The following is a 19,452-nucleotide window of genomic DNA, read 5'->3' as shown; positions in this document are numbered from 1 at the left end:
GTACACCCCGCACGACTTGGGAGAACGATGGCCCCGCCGACCCGTGACACGGTGACACGCACCGCCGCCCCGGACGTGACACGCTGCCCGTCGCCCCGCGCCCGCGCGCTTCCTAGGCTCACCGCACACCCAGCCGACGGAGGTTCCCGATGAGCCGAGTGATCCGCGCCGCCCTCTTCCAGACCGCCTGGACCGGCGACAAGGAGTCCATGATCCAGGTGCACGAGCGGGCGGCCCGCGACGCCGCCGCCCAGGGCGCCCAAGTCCTGTGCTTCCAGGAGCTGTTCTACGGCCCCTACTTCTGCCAGGTCCAGGACAAGGCGTTCTACGAGTACGCCGAACGCATCCCCGACGGTCCCACCGTCCGCCGCTTCCAGGACCTCGCCCGCGAACTGAACCTCGTCCTCGTACTGCCGATGTACGAGGAGGAGCAGCCCGGCGTCCTCTACAACACCGCCGCCGTCATCGACGCCGACGGCAGCTACCTCGGCAAGTACCGCAAGACCCACATCCCCCAAGTGCAGGGATTCTGGGAGAAGTTCTACTTCCGCCCCGGCAACAGCGGCTGGCCCGTCTTCGACACCGCCGTCGGCCGCATCGGCGTCTACATCTGCTACGACCGCCATTTCCCCGAGGGATGGCGGGCGTTGGGCCTGGAAGGCGCCGAGATCGTCTTCAACCCCTCCGCCACCTCACGCGGACTCTCCCGCTACCTCTGGCAGTTGGAGCAGCCCGCCGCCGCCGTCGCCAACGAGTACTTCGTCGGCGCCATCAACCGCGTCGGTGTCGAGGACCTCGGGGACAACGACTTCTACGGCACCACCTACTTCGTGGACCCCGAGGCCCAGTTCGTCGGGGAGGTGGCGAGCGACAAGGAGACCGAACTCGTCGTCCGCGACCTCGACCTCGCCAAGCTCCGCGAGGTGCGCGACCGCTGGCAGTTCTACCGGGACCGCGCGCCGGGCGCCTACGGCCCGCTGACCCGGCCCTGACCGCACCGGCCCCGACCGCTCCGGCCCGCCCGGCCCGGTCCGCGCCGGTCACCCGGCCCCGATCCGCACCGTTCACCCCGCCCGCCGGGAGGAGAGAGGGAGCATGAGCAGCCGTACCGTCATCCGGGGCGGTCTCGTCGTCACCGCGGCCGACGAGATGCACGCCGACGTCCTGATCGAGGACGGCCGCGTCGCCGCCCTCGCCGCCACCGGCACGCCCGCCGCCGAGGCGTTTGGCGACGCGCGGACCGTCGATGCCACCGGGAAGTACGTCATCCCGGGCGGGGTGGACGCCCACACGCACATGGAGATGCCGTTCGGCGGCACCACCGCCGCCGACACCTTCGAGACCGGCACCCGCGCCGCCGCCTGGGGCGGCACCACCACCATCGTGGACTTCGCCATCCAGAGCGTCGGCTCCACCCTCCGCGAGGGACTGGACGCCTGGCACGCCAAGGCCGAGGGCAACTGCGCCGTCGATTACGGCTTCCACATGATCGTCTCCGACGTCAACGAGGAGACCCTGAAGGAGATGGACCTGCTGGTGGAGGAGGGGATCACCTCCTTCAAGCAGTTCATGGCCTATCCGGGCGTCTTCTACTCCGACGACGGCCAGATCCTGCGGGCCATGCAGCGGGCCGCCGACAACGGCGGGCTGATCATGATGCACGCCGAGAACGGCATCGCCATCGACGTCCTGGTCGAACAGGCCCTCGCGCGCGGCGAGACCGACCCCCGCCACCACGGCGAGGTCCGCAAGGCGCTGTTGGAGGCCGAGGCCACCCACCGCGCCATCCGGCTCGCCCAGGTCGCCGGTGCCCCGCTGTACGTCGTGCACGTCTCGGCCACCGAGGCCGTCGCGGAACTCGCCCGCGCCCGCGACGAGGGGCTGAACGTCTTCGGCGAGACCTGCCCGCAGTACCTGTTCCTCTCCACCGACAACCTCGCCGAACCCGGCTTCGAGGGCGCCAAGTACGTGTGCAGCACCCCGCTGCGGCCCCGCGACCACCAGGCCGCGCTCTGGCGGGGGCTGCGCACCAACGACCTCCAGGTGGTCTCCACCGACCACTGCCCGTTCTGCTTCACCGGGCAGAAGGAACTCGGCCGCGGCGACTTCTCCAAGATCCCCAACGGGCTGCCGGGCGTGGAGAACCGCATGGACCTGCTCCACCAGGCCGTGGTGGACGGGCACATCACCCGGCGCCGCTGGATCGAGATCGCCTGCGCCACCCCGGCCCGCATGTTCGGCCTCTACCCGCGCAAGGGCACCATCGCCCCCGGTGCCGACGCGGACATCGTCATCTACGACCCGCGCGCCGAGCAGATCATCTCCGCCGACACGCACCACATGAACGTGGACTACTCCGCCTACGAGGGCCGGCGGATCACCGGCCGCGTCGAGACCGTGCTGTCGCGCGGCGAACCCGTCATCACCGAGCGGGAGTTCACCGGGCGGGCCGGGCACGGCGCCTTCACCCCGCGCGGCACCTGCCAGTATCTGAACTAGGAGTGGCGCCGATGGACTTCGGACTCGTCCTGCAGACCGACCCGCCCGCCTCCCGCGTCGTCAGCCTGATGAAGCGGGCCGAACGCAACGGCTTCACGTACGGCTGGACCTTCGACTCCGCCGTGCTGTGGCAGGAACCGTTCGTCATCTACAGCCAGATCCTCGCCCAGACCGAACGGCTCACCGTCGGCCCGATGGTCACCAACCCCGGCACCCGCACCTGGGAGGTCACCGCCTCCACCTTCGCCACCCTCAACGACATGTTCGGCAACCGCACGGTCTGCGGCATCGGGCGCGGCGACTCCGCCATGCGCGTCGCCGGACGCAAGCCCAACACCCTCGCCCGGATCAGCGAGGCCATGAAGGTCATCCGCGCCCTCGGCCGGGGCGACGAGGCCGACCTCGGCGGCACCGTGATCCGCTTCCCCTGGATCGGGCCCGGCGCCCGACTCCCCGTCTGGATGGCCGCGTACGGGCCGAAGGCGCTGAAGATGACCGGTGAGGAGGCCGACGGGTTCATCCTCCAGCTCGCCGACCTCTACCTCACCGAGTACATGGTCAAGGCCGTCCGCGACGCCGCCTCCGCCGCGGGGCGCGACCCGGCCGAGGTCACCATCTGCGTCGCCGCACCCGCCTACGTCACCGAGGACGACTCGCCCGAGGCGCTCGCCCACGCCCGCGACCAGTGCCGCTGGTTCGGCGGCATGGTTGGCAACCACGTGGCCGACCTCGTGGAGAAGTACGGCGCCGACTCCGCCGCCGTACCCGCCGAACTCACCGACTACATCAAGGCCCGCCAGGGCTACGACTACGCCCACCACGGGCGCAGCGACAACCCGGACACCCGGTTCGTGCCCGACGAGATCGTGGACCGCTTCTGTCTGATCGGGCCGCCCGAGGCGCACATCGAGAAACTGGCCGCGCTGCGCGACCTGGGCGTGGACCAGTTCGCCGTGTACGACATGCACGACGCGCAGGAGGCCGTCATCGACGCCTACGGCACCCGGGTCATCCCGGCGCTCGACGCCCGCTGACCGCAACCCTGTCGATCTCCCCCTTCCCCCGACCGGGGAAGGGGGCCAGGGCGCTCGCACCGCACCACGACATGTGACAGCGCCACATGTGACAGCACCACATGTGGCGCCACCACATACGGCACGGCGATCGGGCGCACCCCCCCTCGGAGCCACCCGCACGGCCTCCTCCGTTCCGTCCCTCTCCGATTGGGCCCGCCCATGACCGACACCGCTCCCTCCGCCATACCGCCCACCGCCCAAGTCACCCTGGCCGACGGGCGGGTGGAGATCGCTCCCGGCGCCGACGCGCCCAGCGGCCCGTACGCCAACGCCGACCTGCTGCCGGTCCCGGCGTCCGGGCGTACCTGGACGACGTACAACTTCTCCGCGCTCTGGGTCGGCATGGCCCACAACACGGCCTCCTGGACGCTCGCCTCGGGGCTGATCGCGGTCGGCATGGACTGGAAACAGGCCGTTTTCACCATCGCGCTCGCCAACCTGATCGTGCTGGTGCCGATGCTGCTCACCGGGCACGCCGGACCCAAGTACGGCATTCCGTTCCCGGTGTTCGCCCGCGCGTCCTTCGGGGTGCGGGGTGCCAACCTGCCCGCTGTCGTACGGGCGTTGGTGGCATGCGGCTGGTTCGGCATCCAGACCTGGATCGGCGGCGAGGCGATCTTCTTCCTCGCCGGGAAGCTGATCGGCGGCGGCTGGGCGGACGCCTCGGAGGTCGCCGGGCGGCCGTGGACGATGTGGCTGTCGTTCGTCGTCTTCTGGCTGATCCAGCTCGCCATCATCTACCGGGGCATGGAGACCATCCGCCGCTTCGAGAACTGGGCCGCGCCGTTCGTGCTGGTCGGCGCGTTCGTGATGCTGTGGTGGATGAGCGACAAGGCCGGTGGCCTCGGCCCCCTCTTCGACCAGCCCTCCCGGCTCGGCTGGGGCGGCGACTTCTGGAAGCTGTTCTGGCCCTCCCTGATGGGCATGATCGGCTTCTGGTCCACGCTCTCGCTGAACATCCCCGACTTCACCCGCTACGGCAGGAGCCAGAAGGCCCAGACGCTCGGCCAGGCCCTCGGACTGCCCACCACCATGACGCTGTTCGCGTTCCTGTCCGTCCTCGTCACCTCCGGCAGCGCCGCCGTCTACGGCAAGCCGATCTGGGACCCGGTCCAGCTCGCCGCCAAGACCGACAGCACGGTCGGGCTGATCTACGCCCTGGTCACCGTGCTGGTGGCGACCCTCTCCGTCAACATCGCCGCCAACCTGGTCTCCCCGGCGTTCGACTTCTCCAACGTCGCCCCCCGCAAGGTGAGTTTCCGCACCGGCGCGCTGATCACCGCCGTACTCGCCGTCGTCATCTGCCCGTGGAGGCTGTACGCCGACCCGCAGGGCTACATCTTCACCTGGCTGGGCCTGGTCGGCGGCCTGCTCGGCACGGTCGCGGGCATCCTCGTCGCCGACTACTGGATCGTCCGGCGCACCCGCCTCGCCCTCGCGGAGCTGTACCGGGCCCAGGGCCGCTACTGGTACGCGGGCGGCTGGAACTGGCGGGCCGTTGTCGCCTTCGTCGTCGGCGGTGTCCTCGCGGTCGGCGGCGCCGACTTCCACCCGCTGATCGACGGCCGCCCGATCCCCGCGCTGCGGCCCCTCGCGGACTACGGCTGGGCGGTGGGACTCGGGACCTCGCTGGTGCTGTACCTGCTGCTGAGCCTGCCGGTGGCACGGCGGGAGCGGGAGACGAGCGCGGCCTGAACCTCCTCGGCCCGCGCGGGCCGAACTCCCGGGGCGGGGGCGGCCGGTACGACACCGGGCGCCCCCGTCGCCGTACGGGCTCCGGGGGACCGGCCGCTCAGCCGGACGTGCCGCTGCCCGAACCGTCCGTCGTACCCGAGCCCTTGGAGTCACCAGCGTCACCGGCGTCACCGGAATCATCCGATCCGGAACCGCCGGGCTTCTCGGAGGACGACGAACTCGGCTTGTCGGAGGGCGACTTGGATGCGTCCGACGTGCCCGAGTCATCGGGCTTCCCGGAGGACGAGGGCTTCCCCGACCTCGAACTCCCTCCGCCGGAACCAGAGTTGCCCGAGCCTCCACCGGCCGCACGCCCCTGAAGGGCGGCCACCGCGGCCTTCGCCGCCCTGATCGCACCCTTGTTGATCTCGTCCGTGTCCGGCGCCTTCTTCGTCTCGAAGTCGCTGCCGTTGTACGTGACGACGACCAGCGCGTTGGCGACCCGGACCAGCACCACACCCTCGCGGGTCTGCTGCTTGTCCTGGGTGGTGAGGTTCACGACGGAGTACGCGCTGTCCCCGAGTCCGGGCACGGCGCCACCGCCGCTCTTCTCGGACACCCGCTGCTGATACTCCCGCGTGGCCTCCTGGTTGGACTCCGCGACCTCGAACGACACGTCCAGCCAGCGGTAGTCGAAGCCCCGCAGCGCGTTCCAGGAGCAGGTGCGGCGCAGCTTGGCGTCGGTGGACGGGATCTCCTTCCCGGCCGTCTTAGCCCCCGGCACCAGGGACTTGAGGGTGTCCACCGGCACGCTCGTACAGGGCGCGGGCGCGCCGGAGTAGGAGGGCGGGGCGGTGCTGGAGCCGTCCGACGGGACGGCGCCGTCCCCGGTGGCCGTGCCGGACCGGTCCGAGGAGTGCTCGGCGGACGTCGGCGCGGCGGGGCCGGAGGTCAGCGCCCACCCGGCGCAGGCGAGCACCACGACCGGGGTCAGGCGCGCGGTCAGGGCGAGCGGCAGAGGCAGAGAACGCACGTCGCACTTCTCGTGGGGGAGCGGGGCGGAGGAGGGTCCGCAGGTGGACGGGGACGCCAGTCTCACACGGGAGTCCGCGCGGCGGAAGGAAAAACTCGCTCCGTGGCCGCACGGTCACCGCCACCCCGGTGAGGGGCGCGGTATGCGGGTGTTTGTGGCGCTGTCACGGCCCGGCGGCGTTCCCCGCGCGCGTCGGACAGGTTTCACACAGCACCCACGACGCGTCCGACACGCTGTCAGCAGTTCACCCGTTGCGCATCCGGCGGTCGTCCGGAGATCACCGTACGCCGTCATCCTCCTGCCCATGAAGATCACTTCTCGTGCCGCCCGCCTCCGTCCCGCCACCGCAGCGGCGGTGGCCCTGGCCGCTTCGGCGTCCCTGTTCGCCGCGACGGCCCCGGCGCAGGCCGCGTCCAACGCGGTGCCGACCTACGAGGTCAAGGTCAACCTCACGACCGCCGCGCTCGACTCCTCGCACGCGCCGCTCGCCGCCGTGAAGTCGGCGTTCGGCATCACCGGCTCCGCCAAGGCGCGTTCGTACGCCTACTTCGACACCGGCGCCCTCGACCTCAACGGCCAGGGCTGGGACGCACGGCTGCGGCACAAGAGCGGTTCCTCCTTCGAGGAGACGTACAAGATGCGCTTCCCCGTCAGCAACGGCGACATCAACGGCGCCCTCACCACGGCCAACGCCGCCGGGTTCGACAGCAGCGACACCAACTACGACGCCGAGGTGGACTGGGGCTACTCCAAGCAGACCCTCAGCTTCAGCAACGAGAAGTCCCACAGCGCCTCCGGCTACTCCGGCACCGCGCTGCCCGCGTCGAGCACGGGTCTGGGCTGGCTGGTCGCGGACATCCCCGGCAAGCTCCAGGACTGGAAGTCCAAGGGCTGGGGCAAGACCACCCTCCAGGCGTCCCGCCAGCACGGCCCCGTCACCTCCCAGGTCTGGGGCGGTGCCTGGGAGGTCTCCGACGACGCCAGTATCGAGGTCGTCCCGGTCGTCAGCGCCTCCGGCTCCGGCACCGAGTACATCACCGAGCTGTCCTTCAAGACCGACAACTACAACGACGCCGCCAAGCTCCACGCCGACGCCATCAGCGTCGCCGACTCCCACGGCTGGCTCTACAAGGGCGACATCCTGAAGACGGGCCTGATCCTGGACCGCTACTGAGCGGACCGGACGAACCGGACGAACCAGACGGCCCACACGGGCCACACGGGCCCACACGGGCCGGGCTGACCTCGCGGACTGGCCGGGCAGCCACAACTTCCGTCCGCCATATGTGCGCTGACCACATGGGGCCGACCTCCACCCAGGAGGTCGGCCCCATGTGTGTGGGCAGGGGTGCCCGACCCCGTGGGCACGTCTCACCACGCCGGAGCACCGCGCCCGCCCCGCTCATGCACGCGGGCCGCCGGAGACACCCCGTGCCGGGCGGTGAGCGGCCTTCCGGGGAGCGGGTCCCCGGAAGGCCACCGGGGCTGGCTGCTCAACCCCGTGCACCGCGAGTACCGGGAGTGGCGCCATCCACACCCGGCAGTTCGCCACGTGTCGCGGGCCGGAACCGGGGCGGACGGCGTGTTTGCGTGTCCTCCCGCCGGGCAGACGGGAGTTCGTGCTTCGGACTGGAGGCGCACGCCCAGCGGAAACGCCCGGCGGCCGGACCTCCAGTGACCGGGCGCCTCTCGCCGCTGCGGTGATCCCTGACAACGCCTTCGGGCCCGGACCGGACCGCATCCGGCCGCGCCCTGGAATCACAGCTCAGGAGCGATTCCGCATGCCGACCGACATGTCACCGAGCCGATCCCGCACGCCCGCGGCCACCCGCCGCCCGCACGACGACGCCCCCGACACGGCCGTACTGTTCACCCGGATGGCCGAACTGGACGACGGACCCGCGCGGGACGCCGTGCGCGACCGGCTGATCGCCGCCTGGCTGCCGATGGCCCACCGCATAGCGAGCCGCTTCCGAGACCGGGGCGAGGCCGTCGAGGACCTGCGCCAGGTCGCCGCCCTCGGACTGGTCAAGGCCATCGACAAGTACGAACCCGAGCGCGGCGCCTTCGAGAGCTATGCCGTACCCACCATCACCGGCGAGGTGAAACGGCACTTCCGGGACCGCATGTGGGCCGTACGGGTCCCGCGCCGCGTCCAGGAACTGCGCAACCGTGTCCGGGTCGCCCGGCGTGAGCTCATGCGGTACGCCGACGGCCCCGAACCCGGCACCGCCGAGCTCGCCGCCCGCACCGGACTGACCGAGGAAGAGGTCATCGACGGTCTGGAGGCCCTGGAGAGCTTCAGCACCCTCTCCCTGGACGCCGAACTCACCACCTCCGACGACGGCTACCACCTCACCGACACGCTGGGCGTCGCCGAGGCCGCCTACGACACCGTGCTGGACCGGGAAGCCGTGAAGGAGGGACTGCGCAGGCTGCCGGAGCGCGAACGCGCCATCCTGTACATGCGGTTCTTCCAGGACCGCACCCAGAGCAGCATCGCCCACGAGCTGGGCATCTCCCAGATGCACGTCTCCCGGCTGATCGACCGCAGCTGTGCCCGCGTACGCGCCCAGGCCCTGGGCGAACCGCCCCGCACCCGCCGCACCCCCCCGCCCCCCCCCCCCCCCGCCCCCCGCCCCCCCCCCCCCCCCCCGGCCCCCCCCCCCCCCCCCCCCCCCCCCCCCCCCCCCCCCCCCCCCCCCCCCCCCCCCCCCCCCCCCCCCCCCTGGCCCCGCCACATCCCCCGGCCCAGCCGCGCCCCCCGAGCCCATCGGAGCCCCCCTCAAGGGCTCCCCTCCCCCCACCCCGAGACGCAGAGGCGCCGTCGTCGCCGCGCTGATGCTGTCGATGGCGCTGGCCGCGCTCGACGCGACCATCGTCTCCACCGCCGTCCCGCAGATCGTCGGTGACCTCGGCGGTTTCTCCGTCTTCTCCTGGCTGTTCTCGGGCTACCTGCTCACCGTGACCGTCACCCTCCCGGTGTACGGCAAGCTGTCGGACACCTTCGGCCGCAAACCCGTACTGGTCGCGGGCGCCGCCCTGTTCCTCCTCGGATCGCTGCTCTGCGCGGGCGCCTGGAACATGGCGGCGCTGATCGCGTTCCGGGTCGTACAGGGCCTGGGCGGCGGCGCGTTGCAGGGCACCGTGCAGACGCTCGCCGCCGACCTCTACCCGCTCGCCGAACGCCCCCGCATCCAGGCACGGCTGTCCAGCGTCTGGGCGGTGTCGGCGGTCGCCGGGCCGGGACTCGGCGGACTGCTCGCCGCGTACGCCGGATGGCGCTGGATCTTCCTCGTCAACCTGCCGATCGGCGCCGCCGCGCTCTGGCTGATCGTCCGCCACCTGCACGAACCCGACCGGGCACGGCCCGAGCGGACCCGCGTGGACTGGGCGGGCGCGCTCTCGGTGTTCGCGTGCGGCGGGGTGCTGCTGACCGCGCTCGTCCAGGGCGGAGTGGCCTGGCCGTGGCTGTCCGCGCCCTCGCTCGGCCTGTTCGGCGCGGGCCTCGCCCTGGTCGCCCTGGTCGTACGGGTGGAGCGGCGCGCGGCGGAGCCGATCATTCCGGGGTGGGTGTGGCGGCGTCGCACCATCGCCGCCGTCAACCTCGCCCTCGGCGCGCTCGGCCTGCTGATGGTGGCGCCCTCGGTGTTCCTGCCGACCTACGCGCAGTCGGTGCTCGGACTCGGCCCGGCGGCGGCCGGACTGGTGCTCTGCGTCTGGACGTTGACCTGGTCCGCGTCCGCCGCGCTCAGCCAGCACGTGTACCGGCGCATCGGCTTCCGCGACACCGCGCTGCTCGGCATCGGCCTCGGCGCGCTCGTCCTGCTCGCGTTCCCGTTCCTGCCCTACCCCGGCGCCTGGTGGCAGCCCGCGCTGCTGATGCTCGTACTCGGCGCGGTCCTCGGCCTGTTCCAGCTGCCGCTGATCATCGGCGTGCAGTCCACCGTCGGCTGGTCCGAGCGCGGCACCGCCACCGCCTCGATCCTCTTCTGCCGCCAGACCGGCCAGACCCTCGGCGCCTCCCTCTTCGGCGCCATCGCCAACGGCGTCCTCGCCGCCCGCCTCGGCGGCACCGGCGACCTCGACTCCGTCACCCGCGCCCTCGACACCGGCGCCGCCCCCGAAGCCACCCGCCGCGCCATCGCCGCAGCGGTCCACGCGGTCTACTTCGGCGCCTCCTGCGCGGCGGCCCTGGCCTTCCTGGCACTCCTGCTGATCGCCCCGCGGGTGTTCCCCGTACGACAGGAGGGGGCGCGCCAGGTGCATTGATCACGAGACCTGGCGCTACGAGACGGGTCACGTGGCTCGGCTGTGAGGTCGGGCGCCCGCAGCGAGCAGTACGTCGATCGTTTCGGGGTGAGGCCCGGTCATCGCCCATTCGAGCGGGGAACGGCCCGTGCCGTGGTCTTCGCGGAGATTGGGGTCGGCACCGTGGGCGAGGAGTGCGTGCACCGTTTCGGTGTGGCCCCAGCATGCGGCCGCGCACAGGGGTGTGCCTTCCGTGCCGCGTCCGCTCTCGGCGTTGGGCAAGGCCCCGGCTGCCAGCAGGCACAGGACGTTGTCGGTGGCTCCGGTGACGGATGCCGCGTACAGAGGGGTGGTGTCCTCGGCGTTGGTCGCCTCCGGGCGAGCCCCGGCTCGCAGCAGAGTGTTGATCTGGGCGCTGTCGCCGAAGGTCGCCGCCTCGACGAGACTCTTGGACAGTTTCTTCTGCCGCCGTCTGTTCACGGTCGCTCAGACTAGCCAGGGGGTGAGCCAGACGTCTGGTCACGAACACTCGTTGACGACCGCAACAAGGACGGTCGCGGGCGCCCGGCGCGCACCCGCACACAGCCCGCCCCACAGCCCCGCGCCGCCCCACGACCCTGCGCCCTCCCCGGAACCCGCTGCACCCCTCACTCCGGGTGCGCGGCGCCGCCGGTCAGGGAGGTCAGGCGGGTGCGGGCCGAAGCCATGTGGGTCTGGACGTCGTCCCAGGTCTCGCTGTGGTCGCGCAGGACGCGTTCGGTGTCGTGGGCGAGGCGCTGCTCGTGGGCGCGGGCGGCGGTGAGGAGGTCGGTGGCGCGGGTGTGGGCCTCGTCCTGGCAGCGCCGGGCGGACTGCTCGGCGCGGGCGAGGGTGCGCTCGGCGTCCGCGAGGGCGAGTTCGGCGCGGGCGGTGCGCTCGGCGTACTCCGCCTCGAACGACGCCTCGCGCTCCGCCTCCTCCCGCTCGAACGCCGCCCAGCGGTCGGCCTGTTCACGGTTCTGCCCACCGAACAGCGCGCCGGTGCGCTCCCGCACCTCGCGCAACCCCGTGAGCGCCGCCGCGCGCCCCTCCCGTACCGCCCGGCGGGCCCCGATCCGCAGGGCGTCGGCCTCACCACGGGCCGCCGCGAGCACCTGTACGGCGTACTCCTCCGCCTCCGCGCGCAGCGCGCGCGCCGTGTCGCGCGCCTCCTGGCGCACGTCCTTCGCGCGCGCCTCCGCCCGCGCGACCCGCTCCTCACCCTCCCGCAGGGCACGCTCCCGCGCGTCGGAGGCCTCCTGCACCGCGAGCCGGTAGAGGTGACGCGCCTGCTCACCGAGGGTCTCGTAACTGTGCGGAACCAGCGCCTCCACGGCCGCCCGCCACCGCGCCGCCTCCGCCTCCATGTCCCTGACCAGCACGGTCAGCCGCGCCGCGCGCTCCCACGCGGCGTCCCGCTCCCCCGACAGGGTCCCGGTGAACGCGTCCACCTGCGCGGGGCGGTACGCGCGCCCCCTGACGGTCGGGAAGCCGTTTTGCGTGGACGATGCGCTGCTCACCCCGGAAACCCCTCTCCACCGGACATGCATGACGGAACGACGTCCGCACATCTTGATGGATTGGTCATACGGGTTCATAACGCGACACTCCGCATATACGACCCGCATCACCCGGCGCCCGACCCACACGGACCCCGGCGCACGACCCACATCCACCCCGGCGCACGACCCGCGAGGAAACCCGCGCACCCCCCCGCGCACAACCCGCGTCCGCCCCAGCGCCCCAGCGCCCCAGCGCCCCAGCGCCCCAGCGCCCCAGCCGTACGGCACACCCCTCCGCGCCCGCGTACGACAACGGCCGGAGGACCCCGTGAGGTCCCCCGGCCGCGCCGCGCCTACCCAGCCACGTGGCCGGCTACCCGGCTACCTGACCACCCGCCTACAGCAACCCGTCCCACATCTGCTCCAGCAGCACCGACCACCAGCTCTCCGGCGACGCCAGCGCCGACGGGTCCAGGGACGCCAACTGGGCCTGGAAATCGACCGTCCAGCGGCCCGCCTGCTCCTGGTTCAGCCCGAACCGCAGCCGCCACATCCGGCCCAGCAGCGCCAGGCACCGCGTGAACTCGGGCAGCCCCGTGTTCACGAACTGCGGCGGCACCGGCGCCCCGCCCGGACCGGCCTCCACCGGCACCGCGACGATGTGCGCCGTCCCGTACTGCACGCACACGGCCTTCCCGAAGTCCGTGCCCAGCACCAGATACGACCCGGCGTCCGACGCCGGACGCACCCCGCGCTCCGCCGCCAGCTCGGCCAGCGTCGGCACCGGACGGCCCGGCTGCGCCTGCGCCCAGAAGAACGGGCCCATGTCCAGCGGCAGCCCGGCCGCCATCAGCGTGTGCGCCACCACCGGCGGCACACCCTGCCGGGACACCGCCCGCTGGTCGAACCGGAACACCCCCGGCCCGAACGCCGCCGCCAGCTCCTGCGCGATCGCCTCCGGCGGCAACGGCGCGACCGGCTGCACCGGCGGCAACGGCGCCCGCACCGGCGCGGGCCGCGCGGGACCGTCCGCCACCTGATGCAACTCACCCTGATGAGCGAGCAGTTGGGCCATGCCCTGCTGCCTGCTCGCGTGATCGGTGCCGTACGGCGCGATGCTCGTGATCCGCGCCTGCGGCCACTGCTCCCGGATCATCCGCGCGCAGTACGCCCCCGGCAGCTCACACGACTCCAACTCCGTGTGCAGCTCCAGCACTTGACCCGGCGGCACGTTCATCGCGCGCAGCTCGTGGAATATCTGCCACTCCGGGTGCGGGGTGCCCGGCGCCGAACGCCGGATCAGCTGCTGCTCCGAGCCGTCCTGCGCGCGGTAGCGCAGCACCGCCTGGTACCCCGGCCCCACCGTCGGCTGCCCCGGCTGCGGATACCCGTACGCGGACGGAGCACCGGGTACGGCACCCGGCGGCGGCATCGCACCGGGAGGCGGCATCGCGCCCGGCGGGGGGATGGCACCGGCAGGAGGCATGGCGCCCGGCGGAGGCGGCGGCATGGCACCGGCGGGCGGCGGCATCGCACCCGGCGGCGGGGGCGGCGGCACGCCGGGGCCACCGGTCACCGAGGGCGTGGCCAGCATGGTCGCCGCGTAGGGCACGGGGCCGGGGACGCCCGGAGCACCGGGGGCCGAGGGGGCACCGGGGGCGGGCGGCGGCGTACCGGGGGCGGCGGGCGCGGCGGGGGCGGCGGACACGCCCGGGTTCGCCAGCATCGTCGCCGCGTGATGGACCCCGCCGGGGGGCGTACCACCGGGGGCACCCGGAGCGGCGGGCGGCGCGGGCGGAGCAGGCGGCGCGGGCACACCCGAAGCACCCGGAGTGCCCGGAGTGCCTGGAGTGCCTGGAGTGCCTGGAACACCGGGAGTACCCGGAGTACCCGAGCTGCCCGGCGCACCCGGTCCCGCAGGACCCTCCGGACCCTCCAGCCCCTCCGGGCCGAGGGAGGCGACGAGCTGCGTCGGCACGTACCCCCCGGCCGAAGCACCCTGCGCACCCGGCACACCCGGAGCTTCAGGCGCGGCAGGCGCGCCCGGAACACCCGGCACGCCGGGCGGGGCGGGCGGGGCGGGCGGAGGCGGCGGGGTCGCGCCACCCCGGCCCTTGCGCGGCGGCGGGGCCGCCTTGCTGGTCGCCGCGTCCGCGATGTCCCCCGCGTTAGGCGCCAACTTCCTTTGCTGTGAAGGCTGTTGGGCAGCAGGTTGCGGATGCGCGTACGCCGAAGCGTCCGGCGTACCCGGAGCCGTACCGTCCGCCGGGGTACCCGACTGCGGCGGAGGCGTGCTGCCCTCCGGCGCCCCGACCATCGGCGTGACAGCGGTGGGCGGCAACTGGCTGCCCCCGGAGATCATGGCGGTCTGCGCGTCCGGCGCCGAGACGGGCGGGCGCGGCACACCGGGGCCCGCTTCCCCGAGCGGCGGTGCGAACACGGTCTGGGGCAACGGCACCGAACGGTCCTCGCCCACCTCGGCGTTGGTGTCCGTACCGGCCCACGGTGTGGCCCCGTCCGGCACCCCCGCGCTCTCCGCCTCCCCCGCCGCACGCGGCCACGCGGCACCACTGTCCGGCGTGGAACCCTCCCGCCCGACAAGGGAGTTGGACCCCGAGGACCCGGACCCGGACCCAGACCCGGACCCGGACTCGGCACTCGGCACCACATCGCCCCCCGGACGCGCATCCACCGAACCCGAACCGGGCACACCAGCCTGCGTACGAGCAAGCCCCGCACCGGAGTCGGACCCCGACGAACCCACACCGGAACCCGCACCAGCACCCGCACCGGAACCCGCACCCGGGCGCGCCGCGTCCCCCGCGTCCCCCGCCGGAACAGCACCCGCACCCGTCCCCGACGCCGACCCCGACTCCCGCCGGTCCGGAATCCCCAACCGGTCGGCCGCCTCCTGCAACCACTCCGGAGGAGTCAGCAGGAAGGACGTCTGGTTGAGGTCAACCCGCGCCGGAGCGGGTGCCGGGACCGCGTCCTCGACCGCGTCACCCCGGCCGTACTCCTCCTCGTACCGGCGGATCACCTCACCCACCGGCAGCGCGGGCCAGAGCGTGGCCTCGCCGCTGTCACGGGCGATCACCAGCCGGGCCGCGCCCGCGTCCGAACGCGGGCCGTCCGCGCGGTCCTCGCCCCACACCACGAACCCGAGGCCGAACTCCCGGACCCGCACCTCACGGTGCTGGTACGCCGGGACGTCCCCGTTGATCCACTCCTCGGCGCGCTCCTGCGCCTGCGCGAAAGTCACCATCGTCCGCCGCTCACTCCCCCGCCGACTCGGACGCCACAGACACGGGCCCGCCTGCGTCCCCGGAACCGGCACCGGAACCCGCACCCGCACCCGCACCCGCACCCGCACCCGCCACCGGCACCACGCGGGCGAACCCGCCCTCCACCATCAGATCCGCCACCGTCTCCAGCTCCGGCGGACTGCCCGCCAGCCGCGACAGGAACGCGTCGAAGTCGTCACCGCACGGCAGCAGCAGCCGCGCCACCCGCTCCGCCGGGGACCACGATGGATCGGTGTCCCGCGCGTCGTCGTACGCGCAGAACCACACCGAACCCGGCCGCTCGCCCTTCACCTTCACCGCGAGCAGACCGCCCTGCACGAACCCGACGCCCAGATAGTCCTTGGTCAGATGGTCGCGCAGACACTTGTTCACGTACACGAGGTCATTCACCGCCGCCTCGTCCCGCACCGTGAAGAACGGCTGGTCCAGCAGCAGCCCCAACTCCGCGTCCAGCGCCGTACCCACCGGCGCGGAGCCGCCCGCCGCCTTCAGGAACGAGCGGTACGCACCCGGCAGGCGGTACCCCAACTCCTCCTCGACGCCCTGTACTTGCGTCTCGGTGACCGCGACACCCGACCTCGGCAGACCGAAGTGCGCCGGACGCGTCTCCTGCAACGGGCGCGTGCCCCGCTTGCCCTGATCCACGTCCGCCGTCGCGATCCCACCGTGGTGCCGCAGCAACGCCTTCACCTCGACCGGCACCAGCTCAAGACGGCGCGAACCCGCCACGTGGTGCCACGTCCAGCCGTGCGGCGTCGCCACGTCCGGCACCGTGTCCCACAACGCGTGCCCCGACGCCGCCAGCGCCGCGTTCGCCGACACGTAGTCCGTCAGCCGCAGTTCGTCCACGCCGAAACCCTCAGGCGGCTCGGCGATCTCCGCCGCAGCACGCGCGTACGGCGAGAAATCCGGGAAACCCCGCTCGTCCACCCGTACCCCGCGCGGGTGACGCGCCGCCCGCACCGGGTCCGGGAAGTGCACGACCTGCCCGGCGTACGCCGCGTTCGGCGCGGTGAGTCCCCCGGCCTGACGGCCGGGAGGAGCCCCGAGCCCGAGCCGACCTGTCGTCATGGCGGTTGCCCCCTGCGGCGTCCCTCTGGCCCGTACGGCCGTGTCGATCGCGGATGCCGACAGCCTATGCGGTACCCGCGACGCGGTCACCGGCCCACCCGCACCGCACCCCGGACCACCCCCACACCCCACCCGCACCGCACCCAGGACCGCCCCCACGACCCCGCCCACCGCGCACCCCGCCCGTCCACGTGACCCCCCGTCACCCCGCCGTCACCGCCCACCCCGAACCTGGCGTGTCGCACCGCCCCAGCTTCCGCACAAGCCACGGCATTTGGCACTCTGTGTCCTTCCGGGGGACACCCTCCGGGGAGGGAAGGCGATCATGAGCACCGTGCAGACCGGCGGCAACGACCTGCGCGCCGGAGACCCCCGCGTCGGCTGGAGCAGCGCCGACGCGCCCACCGCCCCCACCCTCCAGCACCGCCGCGACGGCATCTCCCCCACCGTCGCCGCCGCCCTCTCCGTACGCGGCGCCACCCTCACCGGCACGGCGGCACGCGGCGACCAGCCCCCCACCCTCCACCCACTCGTGCAGGACTTCCTCGACACCCTCACCAGCGCCCAGAGGGACCGTTTCACCGGCCGCTGCGCCGAGACCATCCTCATCTCCCGGCACCTCGCCGCCGCCGACGCCGCCCGCAGCAAACGCGCCGCCCGCAAGGCCATGACCAACGGCGAGGCCCGCAAGGCGCTCAAGCAGGCCAAACTCACCACCCGCCGCATACGGGAGGACGGCGACCCCCTGCACGGCGCCTTCGCCACCCCCTGCCGCGCCTGCACCGCCCTCACCGCCCACTTCGGCGTCCGCGTCGTCGATCCCGCCGACGCGGAGGACTGAGCCGGAACGCACCGGAAGACCGAGCCGGAGCACACCGGCCCGCTGAACACCGTACGGACACGACCCGTACCCCTCGACGAAACCGCACCCGCACCCGCACCCCAGCGGGACACACCCCGCACACCCCACCCGCACCCCGCGGGACACACACCCCGGCCGCCCCACCCGCACCCGCACCTGGCACCGCCACGAACGAAGGCCCATGCACCCCGACCGCACCTCCACCCGCTTCCCCGTCCCCGTGGACGCCGCCCTGCGCACCGCGGGCTGGCAGCCCGGACGCTGGGACATAAAACAGGCGGAATACTGGGCCGACACCCTCCGCGACCACGTCTCCCCCGCCGGACACCGGCACACCGTCTTCCCCGCCGCCGTCGAAGCCTGGGCCGAATTCGGCGGCCTCCGCCTCACCCCGGCCGGACCCGGCCGCCAGGTCGCCCCCGCCGCCCTCCACCTCGACCCCCTGCACGGACTCCACCTCGCCCGCACCCTCGGCGACCTCGGCCGCGCCCTCGGCACCGAGGTCTGCCCCCTCGGCGAGGAGACCGACACCGCCGCCCTCCTCGCCATCGACACCGAAGGCCGCGTCTACACCCTCGACCACACCGGCGACTGGTACGCCGGACCCGACATCGACACCGGCCTCACCACCCTCCTCGCCGGCAACAGACCGACCCGGCTGACAGTGGCCTGAACACCCGACCCCGGCACCACCCCTACACCGCCGGAACCACCGCCGGAATCACCGCCGACACCCGGAAACCCCCCGCCTCCGTGGGCCCCGACACGAACACCCCGCCCAACGCCAGCACCCGCTCCCGCATCCCCAGCAGCCCATTGCCGCCCGACGGCAGACCGGCGGCCGACGCGGCGGACGCGACCGGCGGGGACTCGTTCTCCACCTGCATGGCGATCTCCGCGCCACGATGCGCCAGCCGCACCCGCGTCGGCGCCCCCGCCGCATGCTTGTGGACGTTCGTCAACGCCTCCTGCACCACCCGGTACGCCGTCTGCTCCACCTCCGCCGCATACGCCCGCACCTCCCCCTCCACCGACAACCGCACCACCATCCCGGCCGCCGCCGACTGCCCCACCAACTCCTCCAGCTCCGACAGACACGGCCCCTCACCCACCACGTCCACCGCCGCCAGCGAAGCCGCCCGCACCGCCGCCTCCCGCACCGCCGCCAACGGCACCGACCCCACCTCCCGGCGCCCCTCGCCCTCCCCGCTGCGCAGCACCCCGAGCATCTCCCGCAGCTCCGTCAACGCCTGCCGACCCATGTCACCGACCAGCTCCGCGTTCCGCACCGCCTTCTCCGGATCCTTACGGGCCACCGCCTGCAACGCCGCCGCGTGCACCACCATCAGACTCACCCGGTGCGCCACCACATCGTGCATCTCCCGCGCGATCCGCGTCCGCTCCTCACCCCGCGCCCACTCCGCGCGCTCCTCCGCACGCTCGGCCAGCAACTGAAGCTCCCGCTCCAGGCTGTCCGCCCGCTCCCGCAGGCTCTCCATCAACCGGCGCCGGGCACCCACATACAGCCCCAGCAGCAACGGCGGCGCCGTCAGACCCACCGCCGTCGTGATCGACGCGAACGGCACGAACCAGTCACCCAGCGTCAGATCGCCCCGCGCCATGTCCTGACGCACCCGCACGAACGTCACGATCATCGTGCCCAGCAGCGACATCCCCGACAACGCCGCCAGCACCCGGCGCGGCACCTCGCACGCCGCCAGGGTGTACAGCCCCACCACGCTCAGCAGCAGACCCATCTGCGCGGGCGTGATGGCGATCGCCACCAGCACCACCGCGATCGGCCACCTCCGCCGCACCAGCAGCACCGCACCCGCCACCAGCCCGAACACCACACCCAGCCACAGCGGAACCCCCGCGTCCCGCGCGAACGGGACCCCCTCCGCCGCGCACTCCGCCGCCGACGCCACCGCCAGCACCGAGTCCAGCACCGCGCCCCGTCTGCGCCCCCACCACCACGGCCCCGCTCGGGCCGTCTCGCGCTCTTCCCCCGTCGTGGTCATGGCCTCCAGCCTACGGGCGACCCCCACCCCCTTTCCGGTGAGTTTCCCCTCCCCACCCGACCCCCCATACCCACCCCATTGAGCCGAACGGGTGAACATCACCCTTTCGCACCCAGAACACGCGTTCCCGTCCGCAAAGT

General features: G+C 73.1%; 13 protein-coding genes and 2 pseudogenes. 9 read left to right on the top strand and 6 right to left on the bottom strand.

From position 1 onward, the window contains the following. Positions 1-149: 149 nt before the first annotated feature. The 4 genes from KUM39_RS20830 to KUM39_RS20815 all read left to right on the top strand — a co-directional run bounded on the left by KUM39_RS20830 (position 150) and on the right by KUM39_RS20815 (position 5,270). Complete coding sequence (locus KUM39_RS20830; protein ID WP_217787249.1) at positions 150-992, top strand: nitrilase-related carbon-nitrogen hydrolase; 843 nt, start codon at positions 150-152, stop codon at positions 990-992. A gap of 103 nt (positions 993-1,095) precedes the next feature. Further along, positions 1,096-2,499, top strand: coding sequence for a dihydropyrimidinase (gene hydA / locus KUM39_RS20825; protein WP_217787248.1), 1,404 nt, complete (start codon positions 1,096-1,098; stop codon positions 2,497-2,499). 11 nt (positions 2,500-2,510) lie between these two features. Continuing rightward, positions 2,511-3,533 (top strand): TIGR03842 family LLM class F420-dependent oxidoreductase, encoded by a 1,023-nt coding sequence (locus KUM39_RS20820; protein WP_217787247.1) that lies wholly within the window; start codon positions 2,511-2,513, stop codon positions 3,531-3,533. A gap of 201 nt (positions 3,534-3,734) precedes the next feature. Beyond that, complete coding sequence (locus KUM39_RS20815; RefSeq protein ID WP_217787246.1) at positions 3,735-5,270, top strand: NCS1 family nucleobase:cation symporter-1; 1,536 nt, start codon at positions 3,735-3,737, stop codon at positions 5,268-5,270. A gap of 343 nt (positions 5,271-5,613) precedes the next feature. On the opposite strand, the pseudogene KUM39_RS20810 reads toward KUM39_RS20815, so the two are convergent. Further along, positions 5,614-6,282: pseudogene (locus KUM39_RS20810) on the bottom strand (hypothetical protein); the annotation flags it as partial. A gap of 304 nt (positions 6,283-6,586) precedes the next feature. On the opposite strand from KUM39_RS20810, the gene KUM39_RS20805 reads away from it, so the two are divergent. From KUM39_RS20805 to KUM39_RS20795, 3 genes and pseudogenes are all read left to right on the top strand, one after another. Further along, on the top strand, positions 6,587-7,456 hold the full coding sequence (locus tag KUM39_RS20805) for a hypothetical protein (protein WP_217787245.1): 870 nt from the start codon (positions 6,587-6,589) through the stop codon (positions 7,454-7,456). Between the two features lie 607 nt (positions 7,457-8,063). Next, positions 8,064-8,870: pseudogene (locus KUM39_RS20800) on the top strand (SigB/SigF/SigG family RNA polymerase sigma factor); the annotation flags it as partial. Positions 8,871-9,054: 184 nt separating this feature from the next. Further along, entirely contained in the window at positions 9,055-10,554 is a 1,500-nt protein-coding gene (locus tag KUM39_RS20795; protein ID WP_308288190.1) for an MFS transporter, read from the top strand. A 27-nt stretch (positions 10,555-10,581) separates the two neighbouring features. On the opposite strand, the gene KUM39_RS20790 is transcribed toward KUM39_RS20795, so the two are convergent. From KUM39_RS20790 to KUM39_RS20775, 4 genes are all read right to left on the bottom strand, one after another. Continuing rightward, positions 10,582-11,013, bottom strand: coding sequence for an ankyrin repeat domain-containing protein (locus KUM39_RS20790; RefSeq protein WP_217787242.1), 432 nt, complete (start codon positions 11,011-11,013; stop codon positions 10,582-10,584). Between the two features lie 167 nt (positions 11,014-11,180). Continuing rightward, positions 11,181-12,071 carry an SPFH domain-containing protein gene (locus tag KUM39_RS20785; RefSeq protein WP_217787241.1) on the bottom strand — a complete coding sequence of 297 codons (891 nt, stop codon included), beginning with the start codon at positions 12,069-12,071 and terminating at the stop codon, positions 11,181-11,183. Positions 12,072-12,450: 379 nt separating this feature from the next. After that, a complete protein-coding gene (locus tag KUM39_RS20780; RefSeq protein ID WP_217787240.1) occupies positions 12,451-15,318 on the bottom strand; it encodes an SUKH-4 family immunity protein in 2,868 nt (955 codons plus the stop codon). Between the two features lie 10 nt (positions 15,319-15,328). Next, a complete protein-coding gene (locus KUM39_RS20775; RefSeq protein ID WP_246620482.1) occupies positions 15,329-16,429 on the bottom strand; it encodes an SMI1/KNR4 family protein in 1,101 nt (366 codons plus the stop codon). A gap of 325 nt (positions 16,430-16,754) precedes the next feature. Between KUM39_RS20775 and KUM39_RS20770 the strand changes: the two genes are divergently transcribed. Next, positions 16,755-17,270, top strand: coding sequence for a YwqJ-related putative deaminase (locus KUM39_RS20770; protein WP_217787239.1), 516 nt, complete (start codon positions 16,755-16,757; stop codon positions 17,268-17,270). A gap of 202 nt (positions 17,271-17,472) precedes the next feature. Beyond that, the gene (locus tag KUM39_RS20765) at positions 17,473-17,964 is read left to right on the top strand and encodes an SUKH-3 domain-containing protein (protein WP_217787238.1); all 492 of its coding nucleotides are present in this window, start codon (positions 17,473-17,475) and stop codon (positions 17,962-17,964) included. Between the two features lie 22 nt (positions 17,965-17,986). On the opposite strand, the gene KUM39_RS20760 is transcribed toward KUM39_RS20765, so the two are convergent. Continuing rightward, entirely contained in the window at positions 17,987-19,312 is a 1,326-nt protein-coding gene (locus KUM39_RS20760; RefSeq protein ID WP_217787237.1) for a sensor histidine kinase, read from the bottom strand. Positions 19,313-19,452 lie beyond the last annotated feature (140 nt).

Source organism: Streptomyces corallincola, assembly GCF_019104725.1.
Taxonomy (GTDB): Bacteria; Actinomycetota; Actinomycetes; order Streptomycetales; family Streptomycetaceae; genus Streptomyces; species Streptomyces corallincola.
This window is presented reverse-complemented; position numbering and strand designations above follow the sequence as displayed.